The following is a 17,622-nucleotide window of genomic DNA, read 5'->3' as shown; positions in this document are numbered from 1 at the left end:
GGGCGCGCAGCCGCAATAAACGGTTTGCTTGTCGCTTTGCGTCAACATTCAGTACGAATCCTCAAGCAGCATTTTCCTTAGCAGCGCAACGGCTGCCTGACGATCGCTCGTACCGAGCTTGTTGTAGATGACGCTAATATAGTTTCTTACGGTTCCTTCGCTCATGAACAAGCCGGAGGATATCTGCTTATTGCTGTACCCGTCGATCATAAGCATAATGATCTTGCGTTCTCGCTCCGTGAACGAATATCCGCTCGCCTTGAGCTTGTCTTCGTCGAATGAGTCCGCTCTGCTGTCCGACAAGACGGACAGCTTGGCGGCCAGCTTCGAGGCGATAGGCGCCGGAAGCATAACGGCGCCGCTCATTGCCTCGTGTATCGTCTGCACGATTTTTTTGGACGGCATGTCCTTGAGGAGAAAGCCATCCGCTCCGCCGGCCATCGCGTCGATGATGAAGCGGTCTTCGGCGAAGGTCGTCAGCATAAGCACCACTATGGAAGGATGTTCGCGCTTCAATCTTTTCATCGCTTCGATGCCGTCCATGACGGGCATCTTAATATCCATAAGCACAACATCCGGCTGCTGCCGCGACGCCAGCTCCACTGCTTGCATTCCGTTCTCGCATAAGCCGACGATGTCCAAATCTTCTTCCGATTGAAGTATCGTCTGCAGCCCTTCTCTCAGCAAACGCTGGTCGTCGACGATCATAATGGATATCACGGGCTCAGTCACCTCTTATCGTTTCCTTGTTCGATGCTATTCTCAAAAGTGTAGCAAACACATGGGAAATCGTATAGAGGATTCCAACATTCCATGACAGGCATGACAAAAACGATGACACCCCGTTCGCAGGATCATCCTATTGAACACAAAAAAAACGGGCGGCCTCTGCAATTCATTTGCTAGAAGCATGCCCGTCGGTGTATAACAGTAATATATCAAATTGGAGGATAAATAAAACTATGTCTAAACCATTGCAAATATCACCTGACACGGCGATAAAGCTATCCAAGGAGCTAAATGTCCCGATCGAGAATCTGATGCATATGCCAAGGCATATCTTGCTGCAGAAGCTTGCCGAGCTGGCCAAGTCCGAAGCGGACAAAGGAGAGACCAAGCCGCAGTGATGATTCCGTTTGAGAACACATGGCCCTACGAGAACATGATGGGCGACCTGTATGTTGCCGAATGTCCGTTCTGCGACGCCGAGAACGTGCTGCTGCTGCTTAAGCCAAGCGAACTGCCGCTCATACGCGACGGCAAAAAAAGGCTGATGATCCTTCCTTGCTGCCATGGCAGCATGACCATTATTGACGCGGACAGAGACTACTTGCTCGCGGACAGTCCCTTGCGCCGATCAGGGTCCTGACGGCGCAAGGCTGTCTCCGCAGCTAAGGCGATGAAGCCGCTGCCGTGGTTGTCTATACAACCGCCTCGGATTTGATTCCGTCATGCTGCCCCATCTCCTCGCGAATAAGCTGCCATTGCTCCCGGCATGCCCGAATCATGGCAGCGTCCATAATTCGTTTGTCGCTGACGACGCGCGAGAACCACTTAACCGCTTCGTTCCACTCTCCGATTCTCCGGTTCAGCTCTCCGATTAGAAACATCAGTCTGGCATTGTTCAGGCTGTTGCCTTCCAACTCGTACACCTTGATGTAGGATTCCAGCGCGAATGCGAGGAACCTCTTCTCCTGCGCGACGTTCCCCTCGTAACGGTATAACCACGCGATGTGATGCAGCAAGCCCGACAGAATACGGTCAGGAGCTCCTGTAGCCTGCGCAGCCAGCAAAGCCAGCTTGTACGTCTCCATCGCTTGTCTGCCGGTCCGTTCACCGCTGTATTGAAGTCCCTTCCAGTTCGATCCGATTACATCGTAATAGCTTTTCCTCTGCTTGTCGCTTAGACGCTCAAAGCCATTATCCGTCGATGCATAACCACAGCTCGGACATACTTTTACGACATAAAAGTCCGGGTTGACGCCCTTCTCGTAATAACCGCAGAAATCTGAATCCATGCGAGATGCCCTCTTGAAACTCGGTCGAACTCTGGATGTTGTATAAGTCGTTTCACAGCAAATGCAAGTTACCTTGGATTCATATAGCGGTTCCATGAGAATTCACGTCTCCTCTTCTGATGTGTTTACAAAATGATACGCGGGTCCCGACAGCCTCTCGATCAGTAAATCCCGCAGCTCTTGCGTATGTCCGGCTTCTTCCAGCGCGCTGCGCATGCAGCTCAGCCACGCTTCCGCATGGCGACGTGTAATAGGAAATGGCATATGCCTTGCTCGCATCATCGGATGGCCGTGCTCATCGGAATACAGGCTTGGGCCCCCGAGAAATTGGGATAAAAACATATACTGCTTGTCTATGACGGGATTAATATCCTCCGGAAATAGCGGTCCTATCAGTGGATGGGCCTGCACCTTGGGGTAAAACAACTCGACTATAGTCCTAATACCTTCTGCTTCGCCTACCGCCTCATAGAGGCTAATATTCCTCTTCATCGTCAAAACCATCTCCAAACTGTAGGTAATTAGTATTATAACACATCAAAAATAAAAAAGGACAAAAAAAAGCCCGCGTCCGCGGGACTTAAGACTTATGTGGATCAGCATCTCATTGATACGATTCGTACTCTTCTTCTGCCGGTGCCGCAATGGACTCCCTGATGACGTAGACAAAAGCGCAGACGAGAATGCCGGCGATAATACTCATGATCATCACTCCAAGCGTGTCAGGATGATTCTATTGTACCATAAAAAACGCTGTTTAAAACCAAAATCGCAAGCGTTTACAAACTGTAATATTCCTGTAACATTCTGCAATAGTTATGGATGTCCCACTCCTAACATATATGTAGGTATGGAGTCCGTACAGGCTCTCCCGTCGGAAGGAGACACACGATGCTGCGCTCAATGATCCACCCGCTGTCCTTGACCGCGATGTCAGCCTTGTTCATCGCGTTGCTCATGGCCGTCTTTCCCAACGAAACTATATATGCCTCCCTGCGTGGCTTGTCGATTTGGTGGCAAGTGCTGTTCCCTGCCCTTTTCCCCTTCTTCGTGATTTCCGAGGTGCTGCTTGGACTGGGTATCGTTCACTTTCTTGGCAAGCTGCTGGATCCGCTGATGCGCCCTTTGTTCCGACTTCCCGGCATTGGGGGATTCGTCGTTGCGATGGGGTATATGTCAGGCTACCCGGTCGGAGCAAGATTAACCTCCCAACTTTGGGAACAGAGACTTATTACGCGCATCGAAGGCGAGCGTCTTGTCGCATTCACGACGACCTCGGATCCCATCTTCCTCATAGGGGCCGTATCGGTCGGCTTCTTCCATAATGTCGCCTTGGCGCCGGTGCTTGCGGCCGCGCATTACGGCAGCGGCTTCGCGGTCGGCTTGCTCATGCGGTTTCACGGCAGGAGCGAGGAGATCGGCAGCAAGCGCCATGGGTCATCCGAGCCCTACGCCGAGAAACCCATCGTCTCCGCTTCTACGTCCTCTTCATCCGCAAGGGGAGATTCAGATCCGTCGCCCTCTGTTTCTGTCGCAGGAGGGAAGACAAGGCAAAGAAGCCGATTCTATTCTGCCCTTCACGCTATGCATGAGGCTCGTCTGCTCGACGGCCGCGACATGGGCAGACTGCTGCAGGATGCCGTGCAATCCGCGCTCAAGCTGATGATCGTCGTAGGCGGACTCGTCGTGTTTTTTTCGGTTGTGATGGAGATGCTTACGCATGCGGGACTTGTCTCCGCGCTGTCCGAAGGGCTCCGACTTGTCCTGGGACTGGCAGGTCTGCCTCCCGCCCTCGCGGACGCAGTCGTCTACGGTTTATTCGAAGTGACGCTCGGCGCGCGTGCGGCAGGCATGGCCGGAACCGGTCTGCTGCATCAGGCCGCGATCGCGGCCTGGGTGTTATCCTGGGCGGGACTATCGGTTCATGCACAGGTTGCCAGCCTCGTAAGCCGGACAACCATGAGGTACCGGCCGTTCCTTATAGCGCGATTGCTCCATGCATTCCTGGCGGCCATTATGGTCTATCTGCTTTGGGGTTTCCTCGGCCCCTCGCTTTAACGCGGCGAATCATCTCGAATAACCTGTCATATCGTTGAAATAAAGGGCGATTTCCGCTATCATCAAAGTACTGACAGTTCGGAAGGAGAACGCGACTTGAAATACGCCGTAATCGACAGAGGGGACCCTTTATCCAAATCGCTGGTCCAACAATTCCATGCACTTGCCGCCGCAAGAGGGTTCGTCCTGGATGAAGAGAGACCCGAATTCGTCATCTCCATCGGCGGAGACGGCACTCTGCTCCAGGCTTTCCACAAGCACGTGGATCATATCGCGGACGTCGCCTTCATCGGCATACATACAGGGCACCTCGGCTTCTACGCAGACTGGAACGCGGATGAAATCGAGGAGCTCGTCAGATTAATGGCGGAGGAGACTCCCAGGCTCGTTCGTTATCCCCTTGCTCAGATCGAGGTGGAAACAAACACCGAGACGCTTCATTACGTAGCGCTTAACGAATTTACCTTGAAGGGCGTAGACGGCACCCTCGTCGCGCAAATCAATATTAACGACGAGCTGTTCGAGATGTTCCGGGGCGATGGCATCGTCATCTCAACCCCATCCGGCAGCACTGCTTATAACAAGAGCTTGGGCGGCGCCATCGTCCATCCGTCCATCGAATCGCTTCAGATTGCGGAGATTGCTTCCATCAATAATCGGGTATTCCGGACGCTCGGCTCCTCCGTCATGCTGCCCAAGCACCATCATTGCGACATCATATCCAAGAAGGAGCAGCGAATTCAACTCAGCGTGGACCACGTCAACATGATGCACAGCGACATTCGCTCCATCCGTTGCAGCGTATCGACTCGCAAGGTGACGTTCCCGCGATACCGCGCCTTCACCTTCTGGAACCGCGTACGCGAAGCGTTTATAGACATGACTTAAAAAGACGCCGGGTACTCTCCTTCGAGGAGATACCCGGCGTCTTTTTATCTTTTTATTCTATGGCTGCTGCGGCTTGTGGTTCTGGCCTTCCGATATAACGGCTGATTCGCTCCCAGCAACCTTAACCGGCTTCTTGCCGCGGTGATCGTTAGGCCGATTGCGATTGTTTTTCCTAAAGGACTGATCGCGGTCACGGCGCTTGTTCTCTCCCGGCTCGGTAGAAGAATCCTTCTCCTGCCCTTGTCCTCCGCGGGATGAAGGCTGTCCCTTGCCGCCTTGGCCATGGTGATTGTTGTGGCCATTATGACTCCGATGCCGGGCTCCGCCATGCTGATCCTTTCTCACAGGGACCTGTCTGTCCATCTCATGACTCTGATCGGCCTCCGAAGTAGAAGAAGCAGCTGCGGATTCCACCGCTGCACGAAGATCGTAGCCCGCCAGCCTTGGAGCCTCGGGATCCACGTTAAGATCCAGATCATCCGCATCCGGCTCGTGATTACCCCCTTGCTTCTTCTCCAGAACGAAATACGCGCAGCCGAAATTGCAATATTCATTAATGTAATCGGATACGCCCGAAAAGCTGCTCTCCTTGGCCGCCTTCTGATGGCCATCGCGGAAGAAACCCTTTAATCGGAGCTGGTTGTAACCCCAGTCGCCGATAATATAATCGTAACGCTCTAATACTTCGCTATACCTGTTACGAAACGCCTCGGGATTCCACCCATTGCGATTTTCGTGCATGAGCTCGTACGATTTGCCCCCGATATGAATCAATGCCATTGTTACCCCCCGCTTCAGCGTCGATTAACGATTAATTGGCTCAGGCCAGCGCTCCCGAAGCTGCGCTTGCGCAGGAACCCGATGAGGAATCCAGACCCAGTCCCATATTGTCTTCCAAAGCCTGGCCCTTCTCTTCTGCGGCGATTGCCGCATGAGCGGAATCCGTCTGTTCGTGCGCATGATACGAGCTGCGTACGAGCGGTCCCGATTCGACATGGCGGAAACCGCGATTTTTGCCCTCGATCTTAAGCTGGGCGAATTCGTCTGGATGAACATAACGTTCGATTGGCATATGCTTAGGCGTAGGCTGCAGGTATTGGCCCAGCGTCAGAATATTGCAATCCACGGCGCGGAGATCGTCCATCGCCTGAATAATCTCGTCATACTGCTCTCCAACGCCCAGCATGATGCTGGACTTCGTCGGAATCTTCGGCTTCATCTCTTTGGCCCGGCGCAGCAACTCCAGAGAACGTTTGTATTTCGCCTTCGCGCGGACGCGATCCGACAGCCTTGCTACGGTTTCGATATTATGATTCAAGATATCCGGATTGGCATCCATAACAACTTGCAGGGCATCCCAATTGCCCATAAAATCCGGAATAAGCACTTCAACCCGGCAGAACGGCAGCCGCTTGCGGATAGCCGAAATTGTGGCCGCAAAGATGGACGCGCCGCCATCGGCTAGATCGTCGCGTGCTACGGATGTTACGACACAGTGCATCAGCCCCATCTGCTCCGCCGCTTCCGCAACGCGCTCAGGCTCTTGCAGATCCAGCTCAGTCGGCATACCCGTCTTGACCGCGCAGAATCGGCATGCACGCGTGCAAATATCGCCAAGAATCATAAACGTAGCGGTCCTGTTCGACCAGCATTCGTAAATATTCGGGCAACGCGCTTCTTCGCACACGGTATGCAGCGTCTTGTTCCGCATCATATTTTTAATTTCGGCATAGTTGCCATCGGTCGTTAATTTTATGCGAAGCCAGTCCGGCTTTGGCAATTTCTCGCGTTTGTTGCGTTCGCTCATATCCATTCCCTGCTTTCACGTTACGTTATAAGTTTACGGCATTGCCATTATTATAACACGCTCTGCTGGCAAAAAGTAATGACAAGCATTCCAAGATTGATCGTTGATTCATAGTTAATACGAATGCGATCCATCGCAAAACGATATAAGTCGGCGGCGATTCCTTCCGTTTTGTATATCGTTAAGGTCTGCCCTTGTCCAGCTTCAGCACATGATCTACAGAAAATGACACGCATGGGATCCGCTCCGAAGTCACGGTATCATCGTGTCCAAATACTTGCTGCAGAACGTAAGGCTTGCCCGGCTCTTTCAGCACGTATTGCTCGATCGTCAAATTGGCTGGATCGGCAATCCCGTATTCCGGGACGCCGAATCTTGCGTAGGATTCCTTCTTCATCGTCCGGTCGCGCTTCGCGCTGTTCGGCGACAGAATCTCGACCACAAGATCTGGCTGACCTACAATGGCGTGTTCTTCAATAATATGTTCCCTGCTTCTGTGAATCATAAGAATATCCGGCTGTCTGGTCTCGCTCTCCGATAAAATAACGTCGATAGGGGAGTCCAATATGATATACTCCAGCTCGCAAGAGTCTGTTATGACACGCTCTAATTGATGACTGATCCGCTGATGGGTCGTTGTTGGGGAAGGCTTAAGCTCTAAAATGCCCCCGACGATTTCGTACTGATTGCCGTCCTCCGGCAGCTTGTAATAATCCTCGACCGTCCAGCCGGATTCCTTCCAGAGCAGCGGTTTATCCTTCGGCTCGCCATATATGATCCATCAGCCTCCCAAGTCATTTTTCGCCATTATACCACACATATGTTCGTAATTTCCAGCAACAAACCATCCGGAAGGCTGGGGTTGGGGGATAAAAACGGCAGTTCTGCAAAAACTATCGTTATGACCTCATGCTTATCGAAAGGGTGAGACGCAATTGAAAGCCATCATCCCGCTCTCAGCGCTGATTGCGGCCGCATTGCTGCAGGCTGTGCCCGCGACGGGAGCCGCGGCGGCAGCCCCAGTAAAACAAACACAACCCTCCGGCACTGCTGTCATCCAATCTCAGGCAGCAGGCGCGGCGGCGGAAGGACAACTCGCTGCCAATCTCTTCGACCAACGCAGGGAGCTCTACGATCAACTAAGCAACGTTACCGGCGTCGAATGGTATTGGATTGCTGCGGTTGATCAATACGAACGATCCATGTCCAAAGCGAAGCCAAAGGCACGCCCCCTGTTAGGACAAATAGCCGGAGTTTTTGTGGAGCCCCAGCGATGGGCAGGACCGCTTAATCCTGACTCCGATGACAGCTCCCCTGCTTCCATTCGTTTCTTCGAAGGGATCGGCAAGGACGGAGACGGCAACGGTCTCGCGGAACGGACGAGCGACATCGACCTGCTGTATTCGCTCATTACCTTTATGGGAGCAAAAGGCACGGTCGATATGCGATTTCCGGCTGGCGTATGGGATTATTACCATAATAACCGCGCCGTTCAACGGGTGGAGCAATTCGCTGCCATCTACAAGCATTACGGCAAGCTTGATCTATTCGAGCACGCCTTCCCTCTTCCGCTCGGAACTTCGTATTCCTACAGGGATACATGGGGCGATCGCAGAGGCTGGGGCGGCAGACGGAGCCATGAAGGAACGGACTTGTTCGCGGGCCACGGCACCCCGGTGCGAAGCACCTGCTACGGCATTATCGAGATCAAGGGCTGGAACAAGTACGGCGGCTGGCGAATCGGCATTCGTGATCTGAACAACCATTACCATTATTACGCGCATCTCTCCGGCTTCGACAAAAAGCTTAATGTCGGCGACATCGTCGAAGCCGGTCAAGTGGTTGGCTGGGTCGGCAGCTCCGGCTATGGCAAGCCAGGTACGTCCGGCAAGTTCCCGCCCCACCTCCATTACGGCGTCTACAGCGATCGCGGCCTTCTGGAATGGGCTTTCGACCCTTATCCGATGCTTAAGCGCTGGGAACAAGCGGAATGGCAACGACGTCGGAGCGGGAAGTAATTTCTCGCTGGCATTACAGATTGACGATAATGCTTAAAAGCCGGATAGCCGAAACAGTGGTGAGGCAAGCAGCAACAGTGGCTTCACGTCGCTCATATTTCACACGCAAACAAGCTTCCCATCAAAGTCAATAATGATTTGATGGGAAGCCCTTTCGCGTTCAATGCCTTCGGGTAGCGCCCTTATTCCGACTGCAGCTGAATCGACGAACTTCCTTGGGAAGAGTCGCCGTTGCTATGGCCTCCCGGAGCCGAAGGTTCTCCTGGCAATGCTCCTTCATCTGCCGCACCCCCTTCACTTTCACCCGGCTTGGCCGTAACGCCCCCCGCTCCTTGCTGCAGAGGGACAGATATGTTGGGCGCTTGAGCGGCGGATTCGCCAACCGGCTTGCCCGTACCGTCGTAATAATACATCGGCACATCGCCAACGACGAGCAGATACGAGATCGGAATTTCGGTTTCGACCACCTCGGGTTCAGTATCGAACGGAATAATAATGGATACCTCGGCGACGACTCTAATATACACCTCCACCAAAACCATATTGATGCCGGCGCCCCGTTCGCGGGTATTTAGCTCCACCTTCGTCGCTCCGACCGGCTCGAATTTAACGGGGACCGTAGGACCGAACGACGAGATGATCGCACTGCCGAGGGCATGGCCGATCGGGATATGTTCCGGAATATGCTTGATCTCGCTAAGCGCCGCCTGAACCGTCTGCACCGTCTCCGACGTAATGCTGATATGCTCCGCATAATTCAGCATGAAGCCGGATACTTTGCCGTCCGCGTTCATCTTCCAATCGATAAGTTTATCGGCCTCTGACTTGTGCGCCACCTGGTCCGTGATTGCTTTGTTAATCGCCTGTGTGGCTACCTGCTTCACCCTGACCTTCGCGATGTTCATAAGCGGAGGTCGCAGATTGCGTTCTATGAACACGAACGAAGGTATCGAGAAGACGATCATGAACAGAAGGAGCCATAACAGAATCATCCTTTTGCGAAGACGCGGGCGACTCCGCGGTTCTTTGGGCCTTGTCCCCCATACGGTTGGCTGCGAGGGGCGCTTGGATCCTGCAGCACCGCCCAAGCTGAATGTAAAGATTGACCTCCGCCGCTTCCAGCTTGAGGCCGGCTTCCCGGCTGCGGGTCTTGCTCCCCACTTGATGCCGCCGCTCCCTGGGCCCGGCTTGGTCGTCCCGATTCTGCCCTTCCCGTTTCCCCAGCTTACCGTCTTCGTGCGCCGGAATGAACTGCCCGTACCAAGCCCTGACAGCCCGTCTCCGAATCGCTGCCACCAACTCCTTCTTCCCCATCTTGCCATCGCCATCCCCCCGTCCTGTCCTTCTCCATACCCAAGCTTATGCAAAACCCGCCCAAAAAAGAAACGGATTGTCCCTTACCCGCCCTTACGACGTTTCCTCCGAACACCAACGAAACAAAAAGAAGCAATGACAGAACCTATGACAAACAGGTTGTTCCATCAAGCCGGATCATGTACACTATTAAACTAGAGGCAGAACGGAGCTGTGTAACGGATCACGGCGGACAACGGAACATTGACAGCGATTGGAGGAGGAGATAACATGTCGCTAAACCGTAAATTGTTGACCGATGCCGACTTCGACGAGGCACTGGAGAAGGGCACTCGCATTCGCGTCTTCCGCGACAATCTTATCGTCGACGGAAGCTCTGTCATCGTCCGGTTTGACGATACAACCGTCGTAACGCAATCCAGCGTCAGCGATCTTATGTATCATGAGCGGGCAGGCTGCGAGTTTTTTGATATTAGGCGCCGATAGGAAGGTTCTCAACGTATACATAGCTAATTTCGAAGCAATAACATATAATGAAGCGAATGATTGGTCAAGGCAGCCAGAATACGGAGTGATTGGTCTGAGCAAAGCTAAGGGAAAAGGCGGTACCGGACGAGGCACCGGCAAGAAGGGCTGGAACAGGTGGCAGGCAGGCGAGCGCAGAGCCGCAGGCGCCCCCAAACCATACAAGAGTAAAGGCACGAAAAAAACCGACAATACGGACGGAAAATAATTGAAGATTGGAGTGGTCATATTTGAGAAGAAAAGCCCCTATGTCGTTCGACGATCTGCTGAAGGAACTGCAAGACCAGCGTGCAAACCCGGAGGAACAAGCCTCGCTGGGGAAGCTGTTCAATGAAACATTCATGAGTCAATATTCGAATTGCAAAACGATACAAGAGTTTCTGGAGAAAGGCAACTTTCAGGCTTGGTCGACGGAAGATATGTCGTTGATCCCCGAGGAGCTGCTTAATCGCCATGTTGCTCGCGAGACGAAGTTCGCGGACTGGCCATCCATGCTGGAGAAAGCAAAGTCGGAGCTTGCCGCTGGAGCCTAACCTATATATTCCTGTACAGCGAAGGTTTGTCTAACGACAAGCTTTCGTTTTTTTTTGCACCTTCTACCGCCGATCCTGTACTTACAGTCGCTCTCAAAAGAATGACTACGTCAATCGCTGAACGATCCACATCACTCCGTTAACGGCTCCCAAGCCGATACTCAGCGTAAGCGTCAAGCCGTTGGCCGCGTAATATAATCCGATGACGTCTCCGGCTGTCAGATCGGCCTCTCCCGCCAGCGTAACGCCGGCGTTGCCCAACACCGCCCTAATATTCAAAAGCGTAACATTAAGATTAAGCACCGGAAGAAGGCTGCTGACCAATATAGTAGAGACCGGCAAAGAACGTCTGACCTGAAAATTCGGGTATACTGAGCCGCCGATACCCAGCGTAACGGGGTTGTTAAGCGAGTAGTTCACCGTAGCGGCAATCCAATAGCGGCCCGTCACGGGAACTGTATAATTGCCGCTAGTTGCGTTGAAGTCAGGGCTGCCGAAAAACGGTGCCGTCAAGTCCCAGTTCGTAAGCTGCGCGCTTGTGGAAACCGTTTGCGAGGCTAAATACGCAGAGAACCCCTCCATGAACGGACTGTCCTTGATGTACAATGTTGACATATTCTTCCAAACCCCCTCTCGATTCCGATCACATACTAAACCCCGTAATTCCCCCTATCAGTTAATGCATCGTCCTGGCGAGCTGCTTGTACGGAAGTCCGCATGGAGTCGTTTCCGTCCGAATATGGTTGAACATCCCCTGAGTTTTATCCGCGCTACTAAGAACAAAAATAAGACTGCCGGTCGAACAGCAGCCTTTTTATTCGCAAGTTCAGTTTTTCACTACTAATCCACAATATTCCTGGTATAGTATGCGATTATATCTTTGCGGCGAATAATACCGAGGAAAACGCGATCGGCGTCAACGACCGGAACGAAGTTCTGATCGGCCGCCAGCGCCAGCATATCGTCCAAGTCGGCGTTGATTTCAACGCATTCGACTTTCATTCGTTTTTTGATGGAGATGACAGGAATTTCGTGCATCGTATCGAAGTCGAGACCCGGTGTGTCTTTTAGCTTCCATAATAAATCTCCCTCGGATAACGTTCCGAAATATAAGCCCTTCTCGTCCAAGATCGGAATAGCTGTATAGTGGCTCGCCTCCAATTTATCCATGGCTTCTTTCATATTAGAGGATGTCATAAGGTAAGAGACCTCATTTTTGGGATATAAAAACGATTTGATGTCCATTGCATCACGCTCCTTTAGTATAATTAAATCATATTTCGTCGCGGGGCGCATGCGCAAGGGATTGGTGCATGTCTAGTGCCATAAGATATGTCGAGAAACGTTTGAACCTAGTCCGAATGAATCCAGAAACGAAATGGAGTTGATTCTAATAAGTAATGTCAATTGGACAATTCCCAAAGCTTTTATAGCGGCAGGCCGTCGTCATGCCGTTGGCCTTAAATCCGACGGCACGGTGGTTGCTGTGGGCGACAAAAAATATGGGCAATGCGATGTAAGCGGCTGGAGCGGCATCCGCCCGCAATAACTCCTTCGAATTTATGAAAAAACGGCAGCCTAGGAAGAAATAAAGCCCCGGGCTGCCGCTGTCTTTATAGTTGTGTTACTGCTGGATCGTATCGTAATATTTCTCCTGCACGTATTTCGCCGTCAGATCCAGCTGCGCTTTCATGTCGACGCCCTTCTTGGAGAAGACCTCCTGAATGACGTTCGTCATCTGCGCGTAGTAGTCTTGCGTGTTGTACGGGGATTCCGGCTTGCCGTCGATCAGATCAAGCGTTTCCCGGCCGTATTGGTAGACGTTGTCGTATTTGTTGAACAGATCGTTAACCTTCTGTCCGTATTCGGAATCCGTTTTGAAGTATTGCAGCACGGCTGGCACATAGTACTTGTTATCCGTTTTGCGCTCTTGAATGTTCTTCTCCAGCGACTCCAATCCTTTGTCGGAGAAATAGTCGAATGTTGCATAATAGAACGCGATCTCCTGCTCGTCTTTCGAAGCGTTCGGATTAATGACGAGGTAGTCTCCGCCCAATACGCCGTAATGTTTGCCGCCTTTCTCGTAAGCCGGAATCGGATAGACGAGAATGTCCTCCGGAGCCATGCCGCCTTGGTTGAGTCCTTGGTCGACCGGACCGTCGGGGCCCGCGATAACCATCGCCGTTCTGCCTTGCGCGAACGCCCCTACAGCATCGGCCCAGCCAAGCGCCCAGTCCTGCGGAATCGCATCGGCTTCCCACTTGAGCTTGTTATAGTATTCCAGCGCCTTGACGCCCGCGTCGGAGTTGAAGATCGCCGTTATTTTGCCGTCTTGCGCCGTTTGAATGTCTCCGCCAGCCGTGAACAGGAAATTCGTCCAGTTCCAGCCCGCTTCGTTGCCTTTGCCCATCGGCGCGATGCCGGAGATGCCTGCGGCGGGATCCGATACGGCTTTAGCCGCGTTTAGCATGTCGTCCCAGGTCCAGTCGAAGCCCGGCAGCGTCACGCCTTTCGCTTCCAGCATTTTTTTGTTGACGGCCACGCCCGTCGGATAACCGCGCTGCGCGATTCCGTACACTTTGCCGTTCACCGTAAATAAATCCTGCAGCGCCGGATTCATCTGATCCTTGAATGGGTAGTTGTTGAACAGCTCTGTAATGTCGGCCGCCCAACCTTTCTCCGCCAGAAATTTGCCCTCGGAAGCGTACGTATTGAACAACGTCGGCGCCTCGTTCGCGCCCATCTTGATGCCGATTTCGTTCGGGTTGTACTGCCAATCGCTTTTGATGATCTCGACATTGGGATAAACCTCGTTGAACCTTCTGATCTTGTCATCCTCCAGCGCGCGGTCCTCCACGCGATCCGGCGTCGGGTAGTAGATGCTGATGGATACCTTCTTCGATTTGATATCTTCTTCCGGCGTTTTCGTACTGGCGGAATCGGTAGGCTTGGTTGTCGGGTCAGTGGCAGGCTTGGCGCCTCCGCCGCCGTTGCCGCTGCAAGCGACCAGCGCGAAGCTGAGCGTAAGGAGCGTGGCAAGCGTTAATTGCAATTTACGCATGTTGTGTATCCCCTCTTCATTTGGATTGTTGTGGCTACATGCTCATCATAATGGAGGCAGGTTCGTGTCGGCGATGTGCATTCCTATTGCGATCATGTGCAGATTTACGCATTGATAATTCCACCACATCATGTAATTTGATGAAATTCACCCTTTAACTCCTCCGAGATATAATCCTCTTAATATAAATTTCTGGAAGAATAAGAAGATAATAACCGGAGGAACCATTACGATCGACAATATAGCGAACCGGATATTCAAATCCAGACGGCGCGCGTTCAGGACGAAGTCCCGAATGGCCGCGGACAACGGCTTGTTCTCCTGGCTCAGAATAAAGCTTGGCCAGAACCAGTCGTTCCATGCCGTCGCGAAGACGAAGATCGACAATGTCGCAAAGATGGGAATCGACAGCGGGAAGGCGATCTGGAAAAAGCACCTTAGCTCCGAAGCTCCGTCGATGCGCGCCGACTCGAATATTTCCATATGGATGCCATCCATGAACGTCTTGAGCAGAAGAAGGAAAAACGCGTTGGCGCCTGCCGGCAGCCATACCGCGGCAAACGAGCCCATCAGCCCCAGATCCTTCAGGTTAATGAAGTTCGGAATCATATAGGTCGTCGCCGGAATGAACAGCGTCATCAGGAAATAATATTGAATGCCCGACTTGAAGGGCATGTTCATCTTCGATAGCGCATAAGAGGCAAGTCCAAGAACCAGAATCGTTACGACCATGTTGCCGGCGAAAAGAAGCATCGAATTTTTAAAATAGAACGGGAGATCGATGTAGTTCCACGCCTTCGCGTAGTTCTCGAAATGCCATTCCTCCGGCAGGAAGGTCGGCGGGAACGAATTCACTTCGGTGTTCAGCTTAAGACCATTGAACAAGGAAATCAGGATGGGATAGACCATGCAGCACATCATGGCGATGATTAGGAGATTCATGCCCGCGTAAGCGACTTTGACCTTCCCCTTCTTGAGGTCGTAGGAGGACACTATGCCCCGATCAAAAGATTTCATTGGCCGACGCCCCCTCTGTTGTTGATGCGGTATTGAAGGATGGCCAGAATGCTGAGAGCGAGGAACATGAGCACTCCGAGAGCGGAGGCAACGCCGTAATCCAGCCTGACGAAGGCATATTTGACAATGAGAAGCGCGTAAGTCAACGTTGCGTTGTTGGGACCGCCGTCCAGCATCGCGTACTGCGTCTGGAACCCTTGCGAGGTCGCGATCAGTTGCAGCATGAGCAGCAGAAGGATCTGGCCCTTGATCGCGGGCAGCGTAATATGGCGTATGCGGCTCCAGATGCCGGCCCCGTCGATCTCGGCCGCTTCGTACCAGTCTCGGGGGACGCTGAGAATAGCCGCCAGATAGATCAGCATCGCGGAGCCGAAGCTTTGCCAAGTCTCCATAATGACGATAGAGATCATCGACCAGCTGCGGTCGACCATAAAACTGATTCCCCCGATCCCGACTGCCTTAAGTACGGCGTTGATCGGTCCGACGGGATCGTACAGCCATCGCCATACGCCGTACAGGACGACGAACGGCACGACATACGGCAAGTAAGCCGCTACGCGCGCGAAACCCTGGAATCTTCGCATCTCGGAGATCGCGATCGCGATAAAGATCGGCACCCAGAAACCGATGGCAAGCGCGAGCCCCATATAATAGAGCGTATTTTTTACGGCTGTCGTGACATCCCGGTCGGCGAAGATCGTCTTGTAGTTGTCGAAGCCCGCAAAGGAATTGCCTTTGACGAAATCGACGATGTAGAAGCTGTTTAATACGCCCTTGAAGATTGGCAGCCACAGGAACAGCGTAAAGGTGATAACGGCCGGGAGAAGGAACAGATACCCCCATAAGTACCGTTTATACTTGCCCGTACGCTGCGTCCCCTGCCTTGTCTTAGGCTGGTGCTGCCCGTTCATTGGAACTGCCGTTGTTTGCTCCATGTGCAGTGGTCCCTCATTCCTATAGGTAATCTACCCCCATTGTAGAGAAACCCGGTCCCCCTGCACATGTGCGTATCTATGCGTATGATAGGCGATCTTACTTCTTCATCTCGCTCGGACTCACCCCGAAATACTTTTTGAAAATTTTGCTGAAATGCTCCGGAGATTCATACCCGACTAGCTCGGAAATTTCATAGCGCCTTAAATCCGTAGTCTGAATAAGCCGCTTGCTCTCCTCCATCCGCAGCTTGATGACGTATTCCCACAGGTTGCAGCCCGTGTTTTTTTTGAACAGATAGCTGAGATAATTCGGGCTGACATGGTTCTTGAGCGCGACCTCGTTCAAAGTAAGCCCCTTCTGCGCGTAGTTCGCGTTAATATACCTGGTTGCCCGCTCCACGATCAGATTATTGTGGGCGTTGATCTCTTCCTCCGTCGGCTCCTCCTCCGAATAGACGCCCCACTTGAAGTCTCCATAATAAAAGACGTAATGATCCTTGAACTGGCGGCTCCAGCGCATCGCCTTGTCTCCCTGTTCGTTCGTAACGCCAAGAAAGTCCGCCCCCTTGAGAATCTGGCTGATGCCGACGACGCAGCCGAACCCGAGAAACTTGTCGACGTTAAAATGAAGGCTCCGCCCGATCATTTCCAGCTGATTGACCTTGTCGACGCTGGAATCGCCGTACTTTGCTTCCGTCCACTGAATGATGATGCAGACGGTGCCGCCGGAATCGTAGAACGACTGATAGTCCCACTCCTTGCCCAGCAGCTCCCCGGCTATGTTGAGCACCGCGTATTGCAGCAGCTCGTCATCCTTCTTCGTCAACGTCCGTCCGCCGGATTCCAAGTCGAGCCTTGCCTTAATGACGGCATAATAGGGCCCGGACAGATCGATGCCGTGTCCTTTTGCAAGCTCGGCAATGATGGCTTCCCGATTGCCCGTATGAGGCTCCAACAGCGACTTGAGCAGCTCCATTCGGACGGGCAGGGGCTCCCGCATGCGAAAACCGTCGTTAAGATCGGACAGCATCCGCTCCGAATCTCTTGCCGTTTTGTCCATATGCAGCAGCACATGCCGCACGGAGCTTAGAAACTGCTCGCTATTCAGCGGCTTAATGAGATAGTCTTTGGCGCCGAACCTGATGGCAAGCTGCGCGTACTGAAAGGTTTCATGCGCCGAAATGATGATGACCTGTACCCATGGTTTAATGATCTTGGCCTGCTGCATCAGCTCGATGCCGCTCATCGACCCCATCTGAATATCCGTAACGAGCAGATCGATATCCTCCATGCGAATATAATCCAGCGCCTCGTACCCGCTGTGCGCGTTAAAGAGCCCTTTGATCGCAATGCCCGAAGTCGAGAGCAGCTGGGTTAATCCTTCGCAGATAAGAGGTTCGTCGTCCACGATGAGAATATTGTACATCCGCAATCATCCTTTCACTCTA

The 17,622-nt window shown here is 52.7% G+C and carries 21 protein-coding genes and 1 pseudogene; 9 read left to right on the top strand and 13 right to left on the bottom strand.

Going from position 1 to position 17,622, the window contains the following annotated elements; genetic code table 11:
• Positions 1–48 precede the first annotated feature (48 nt).
• Entirely contained in the window at positions 49–720 is a 672-nt protein-coding gene (locus KJW29_RS01650; protein ID WP_214628508.1) for a response regulator transcription factor, read from the bottom strand.
• 242 nt (positions 721–962) lie between these two features.
• On the opposite strand from KJW29_RS01650, the gene KJW29_RS01645 reads away from it, so the two are divergent.
• Entirely contained in the window at positions 963–1,127 is a 165-nt protein-coding gene (locus tag KJW29_RS01645) for a YycC family protein (RefSeq protein ID WP_108991911.1), read from the top strand.
• On the top strand, positions 1,127–1,369 hold the full coding sequence (locus KJW29_RS01640) for a hypothetical protein (protein ID WP_214630949.1): 243 nt from the start codon (positions 1,127–1,129) through the stop codon (positions 1,367–1,369). The genes KJW29_RS01645 and KJW29_RS01640 overlap by 1 nt, the downstream gene beginning before the upstream one ends.
• A gap of 52 nt (positions 1,370–1,421) precedes the next feature.
• Here KJW29_RS01640 and KJW29_RS01635 read toward each other — a convergent pair whose 3' ends face one another.
• The gene (locus tag KJW29_RS01635) at positions 1,422–2,114 is read right to left on the bottom strand and encodes a DUF2225 domain-containing protein (RefSeq protein ID WP_214628507.1); all 693 of its coding nucleotides are present in this window, start codon (positions 2,112–2,114) and stop codon (positions 1,422–1,424) included.
• A gap of 6 nt (positions 2,115–2,120) precedes the next feature.
• Complete coding sequence (locus tag KJW29_RS01630) at positions 2,121–2,510, bottom strand: globin domain-containing protein (protein ID WP_214628506.1); 390 nt, start codon at positions 2,508–2,510, stop codon at positions 2,121–2,123.
• Positions 2,511–2,909: 399 nt separating this feature from the next.
• Here KJW29_RS01630 and KJW29_RS01625 point away from each other — a divergent pair, with 399 nt between their 5' ends.
• Positions 2,910–4,076: a nucleoside recognition domain-containing protein gene (locus KJW29_RS01625; RefSeq protein ID WP_214628505.1), complete on the top strand. Its 1,167-nt coding sequence runs from the start codon at positions 2,910–2,912 to the stop codon at positions 4,074–4,076.
• A gap of 96 nt (positions 4,077–4,172) precedes the next feature.
• The gene (locus KJW29_RS01620) at positions 4,173–4,964 is read left to right on the top strand and encodes an NAD kinase (protein WP_087570856.1); all 792 of its coding nucleotides are present in this window, start codon (positions 4,173–4,175) and stop codon (positions 4,962–4,964) included.
• Positions 4,965–5,021: 57 nt separating this feature from the next.
• Here the strand turns inward: KJW29_RS01620 and KJW29_RS01615 are convergent, their stop codons facing one another.
• The 3 genes from KJW29_RS01615 to KJW29_RS01605 form a co-directional block, all read right to left on the bottom strand.
• On the bottom strand, positions 5,022–5,744 hold the full coding sequence (locus KJW29_RS01615; protein ID WP_246608542.1) for a YutD family protein: 723 nt from the start codon (positions 5,742–5,744) through the stop codon (positions 5,022–5,024).
• A 40-nt stretch (positions 5,745–5,784) separates the two neighbouring features.
• A complete protein-coding gene (gene lipA / locus KJW29_RS01610; protein ID WP_214628504.1) occupies positions 5,785–6,771 on the bottom strand; it encodes a lipoyl synthase in 987 nt (328 codons plus the stop codon).
• A gap of 181 nt (positions 6,772–6,952) precedes the next feature.
• Positions 6,953–7,519, bottom strand: coding sequence for a Uma2 family endonuclease (locus KJW29_RS01605; RefSeq protein ID WP_281426371.1), 567 nt, complete (start codon positions 7,517–7,519; stop codon positions 6,953–6,955).
• 187 nt (positions 7,520–7,706) lie between these two features.
• Between KJW29_RS01605 and KJW29_RS01600 the strand changes: the two genes are divergently transcribed.
• A complete protein-coding gene (locus KJW29_RS01600; protein ID WP_281426317.1) occupies positions 7,707–8,789 on the top strand; it encodes a M23 family metallopeptidase in 1,083 nt (360 codons plus the stop codon).
• 182 nt (positions 8,790–8,971) lie between these two features.
• On the opposite strand, the gene yunB is transcribed toward KJW29_RS01600, so the two are convergent.
• Positions 8,972–10,111 (bottom strand): sporulation protein YunB, encoded by a 1,140-nt coding sequence (gene yunB, locus KJW29_RS01595; protein ID WP_214628503.1) that lies wholly within the window; start codon positions 10,109–10,111, stop codon positions 8,972–8,974.
• Between the two features lie 262 nt (positions 10,112–10,373).
• Here yunB and KJW29_RS01590 point away from each other — a divergent pair, with 262 nt between their 5' ends.
• From KJW29_RS01590 to KJW29_RS01580, 3 genes are all read left to right on the top strand, one after another.
• Entirely contained in the window at positions 10,374–10,589 is a 216-nt protein-coding gene (locus KJW29_RS01590; RefSeq protein ID WP_214628502.1) for a hypothetical protein, read from the top strand.
• Positions 10,590–10,683: 94 nt separating this feature from the next.
• Positions 10,684–10,836, top strand: coding sequence for a DUF3934 family protein (locus KJW29_RS01585; protein WP_087570874.1), 153 nt, complete (start codon positions 10,684–10,686; stop codon positions 10,834–10,836).
• A gap of 22 nt (positions 10,837–10,858) precedes the next feature.
• Positions 10,859–11,161 carry a hypothetical protein gene (locus KJW29_RS01580; RefSeq protein ID WP_425517481.1) on the top strand — a complete coding sequence of 101 codons (303 nt, stop codon included), beginning with the start codon at positions 10,859–10,861 and terminating at the stop codon, positions 11,159–11,161.
• 105 nt (positions 11,162–11,266) lie between these two features.
• On the opposite strand, the gene KJW29_RS01575 is transcribed toward KJW29_RS01580, so the two are convergent.
• Together KJW29_RS01575 and KJW29_RS01570 are read right to left on the bottom strand one after the other, a co-directional pair.
• Positions 11,267–11,776, bottom strand: a complete 510-nt coding sequence (locus tag KJW29_RS01575) for a hypothetical protein (protein WP_214631460.1) — start codon at positions 11,774–11,776, stop codon at positions 11,267–11,269.
• Between the two features lie 225 nt (positions 11,777–12,001).
• Positions 12,002–12,406 (bottom strand): CBS domain-containing protein, encoded by a 405-nt coding sequence (locus KJW29_RS01570; protein WP_214628501.1) that lies wholly within the window; start codon positions 12,404–12,406, stop codon positions 12,002–12,004.
• Between the two features lie 133 nt (positions 12,407–12,539).
• Here KJW29_RS01570 and KJW29_RS01565 point away from each other — a divergent pair.
• Positions 12,540–12,698 (top strand): annotated as a pseudogene (locus tag KJW29_RS01565) (RCC1-like domain-containing protein); the annotation flags it as partial.
• 87 nt (positions 12,699–12,785) lie between these two features.
• On the opposite strand, the gene KJW29_RS01560 reads toward KJW29_RS01565, so the two are convergent.
• From KJW29_RS01560 to KJW29_RS01545, 4 genes are all read right to left on the bottom strand, one after another.
• Positions 12,786–14,222, bottom strand: a complete 1,437-nt coding sequence (locus KJW29_RS01560) for an ABC transporter substrate-binding protein (protein ID WP_214628499.1) — start codon at positions 14,220–14,222, stop codon at positions 12,786–12,788.
• A 147-nt stretch (positions 14,223–14,369) separates the two neighbouring features.
• Positions 14,370–15,239 (bottom strand): carbohydrate ABC transporter permease, encoded by an 870-nt coding sequence (locus KJW29_RS01555; protein ID WP_214628498.1) that lies wholly within the window; start codon positions 15,237–15,239, stop codon positions 14,370–14,372.
• Positions 15,236–16,174, bottom strand: a complete 939-nt coding sequence (locus KJW29_RS01550) for a carbohydrate ABC transporter permease (RefSeq protein WP_214628497.1) — start codon at positions 16,172–16,174, stop codon at positions 15,236–15,238. Before KJW29_RS01550 ends, KJW29_RS01555 begins: the two co-directional genes overlap by 4 nt.
• 97 nt (positions 16,175–16,271) lie before the next feature.
• Positions 16,272–17,600 (bottom strand): response regulator transcription factor, encoded by a 1,329-nt coding sequence (locus KJW29_RS01545; RefSeq protein ID WP_214628496.1) that lies wholly within the window; start codon positions 17,598–17,600, stop codon positions 16,272–16,274.
• Positions 17,601–17,622: the final 22 nt, after the last annotated feature.

It is taken from the genome of Paenibacillus agaridevorans (assembly GCF_018604145.1).
Taxonomy (GTDB): Bacteria; Bacillota; Bacilli; order Paenibacillales; family Paenibacillaceae; genus Pristimantibacillus; species Pristimantibacillus agaridevorans.
This window is presented reverse-complemented; position numbering and strand designations above follow the sequence as displayed.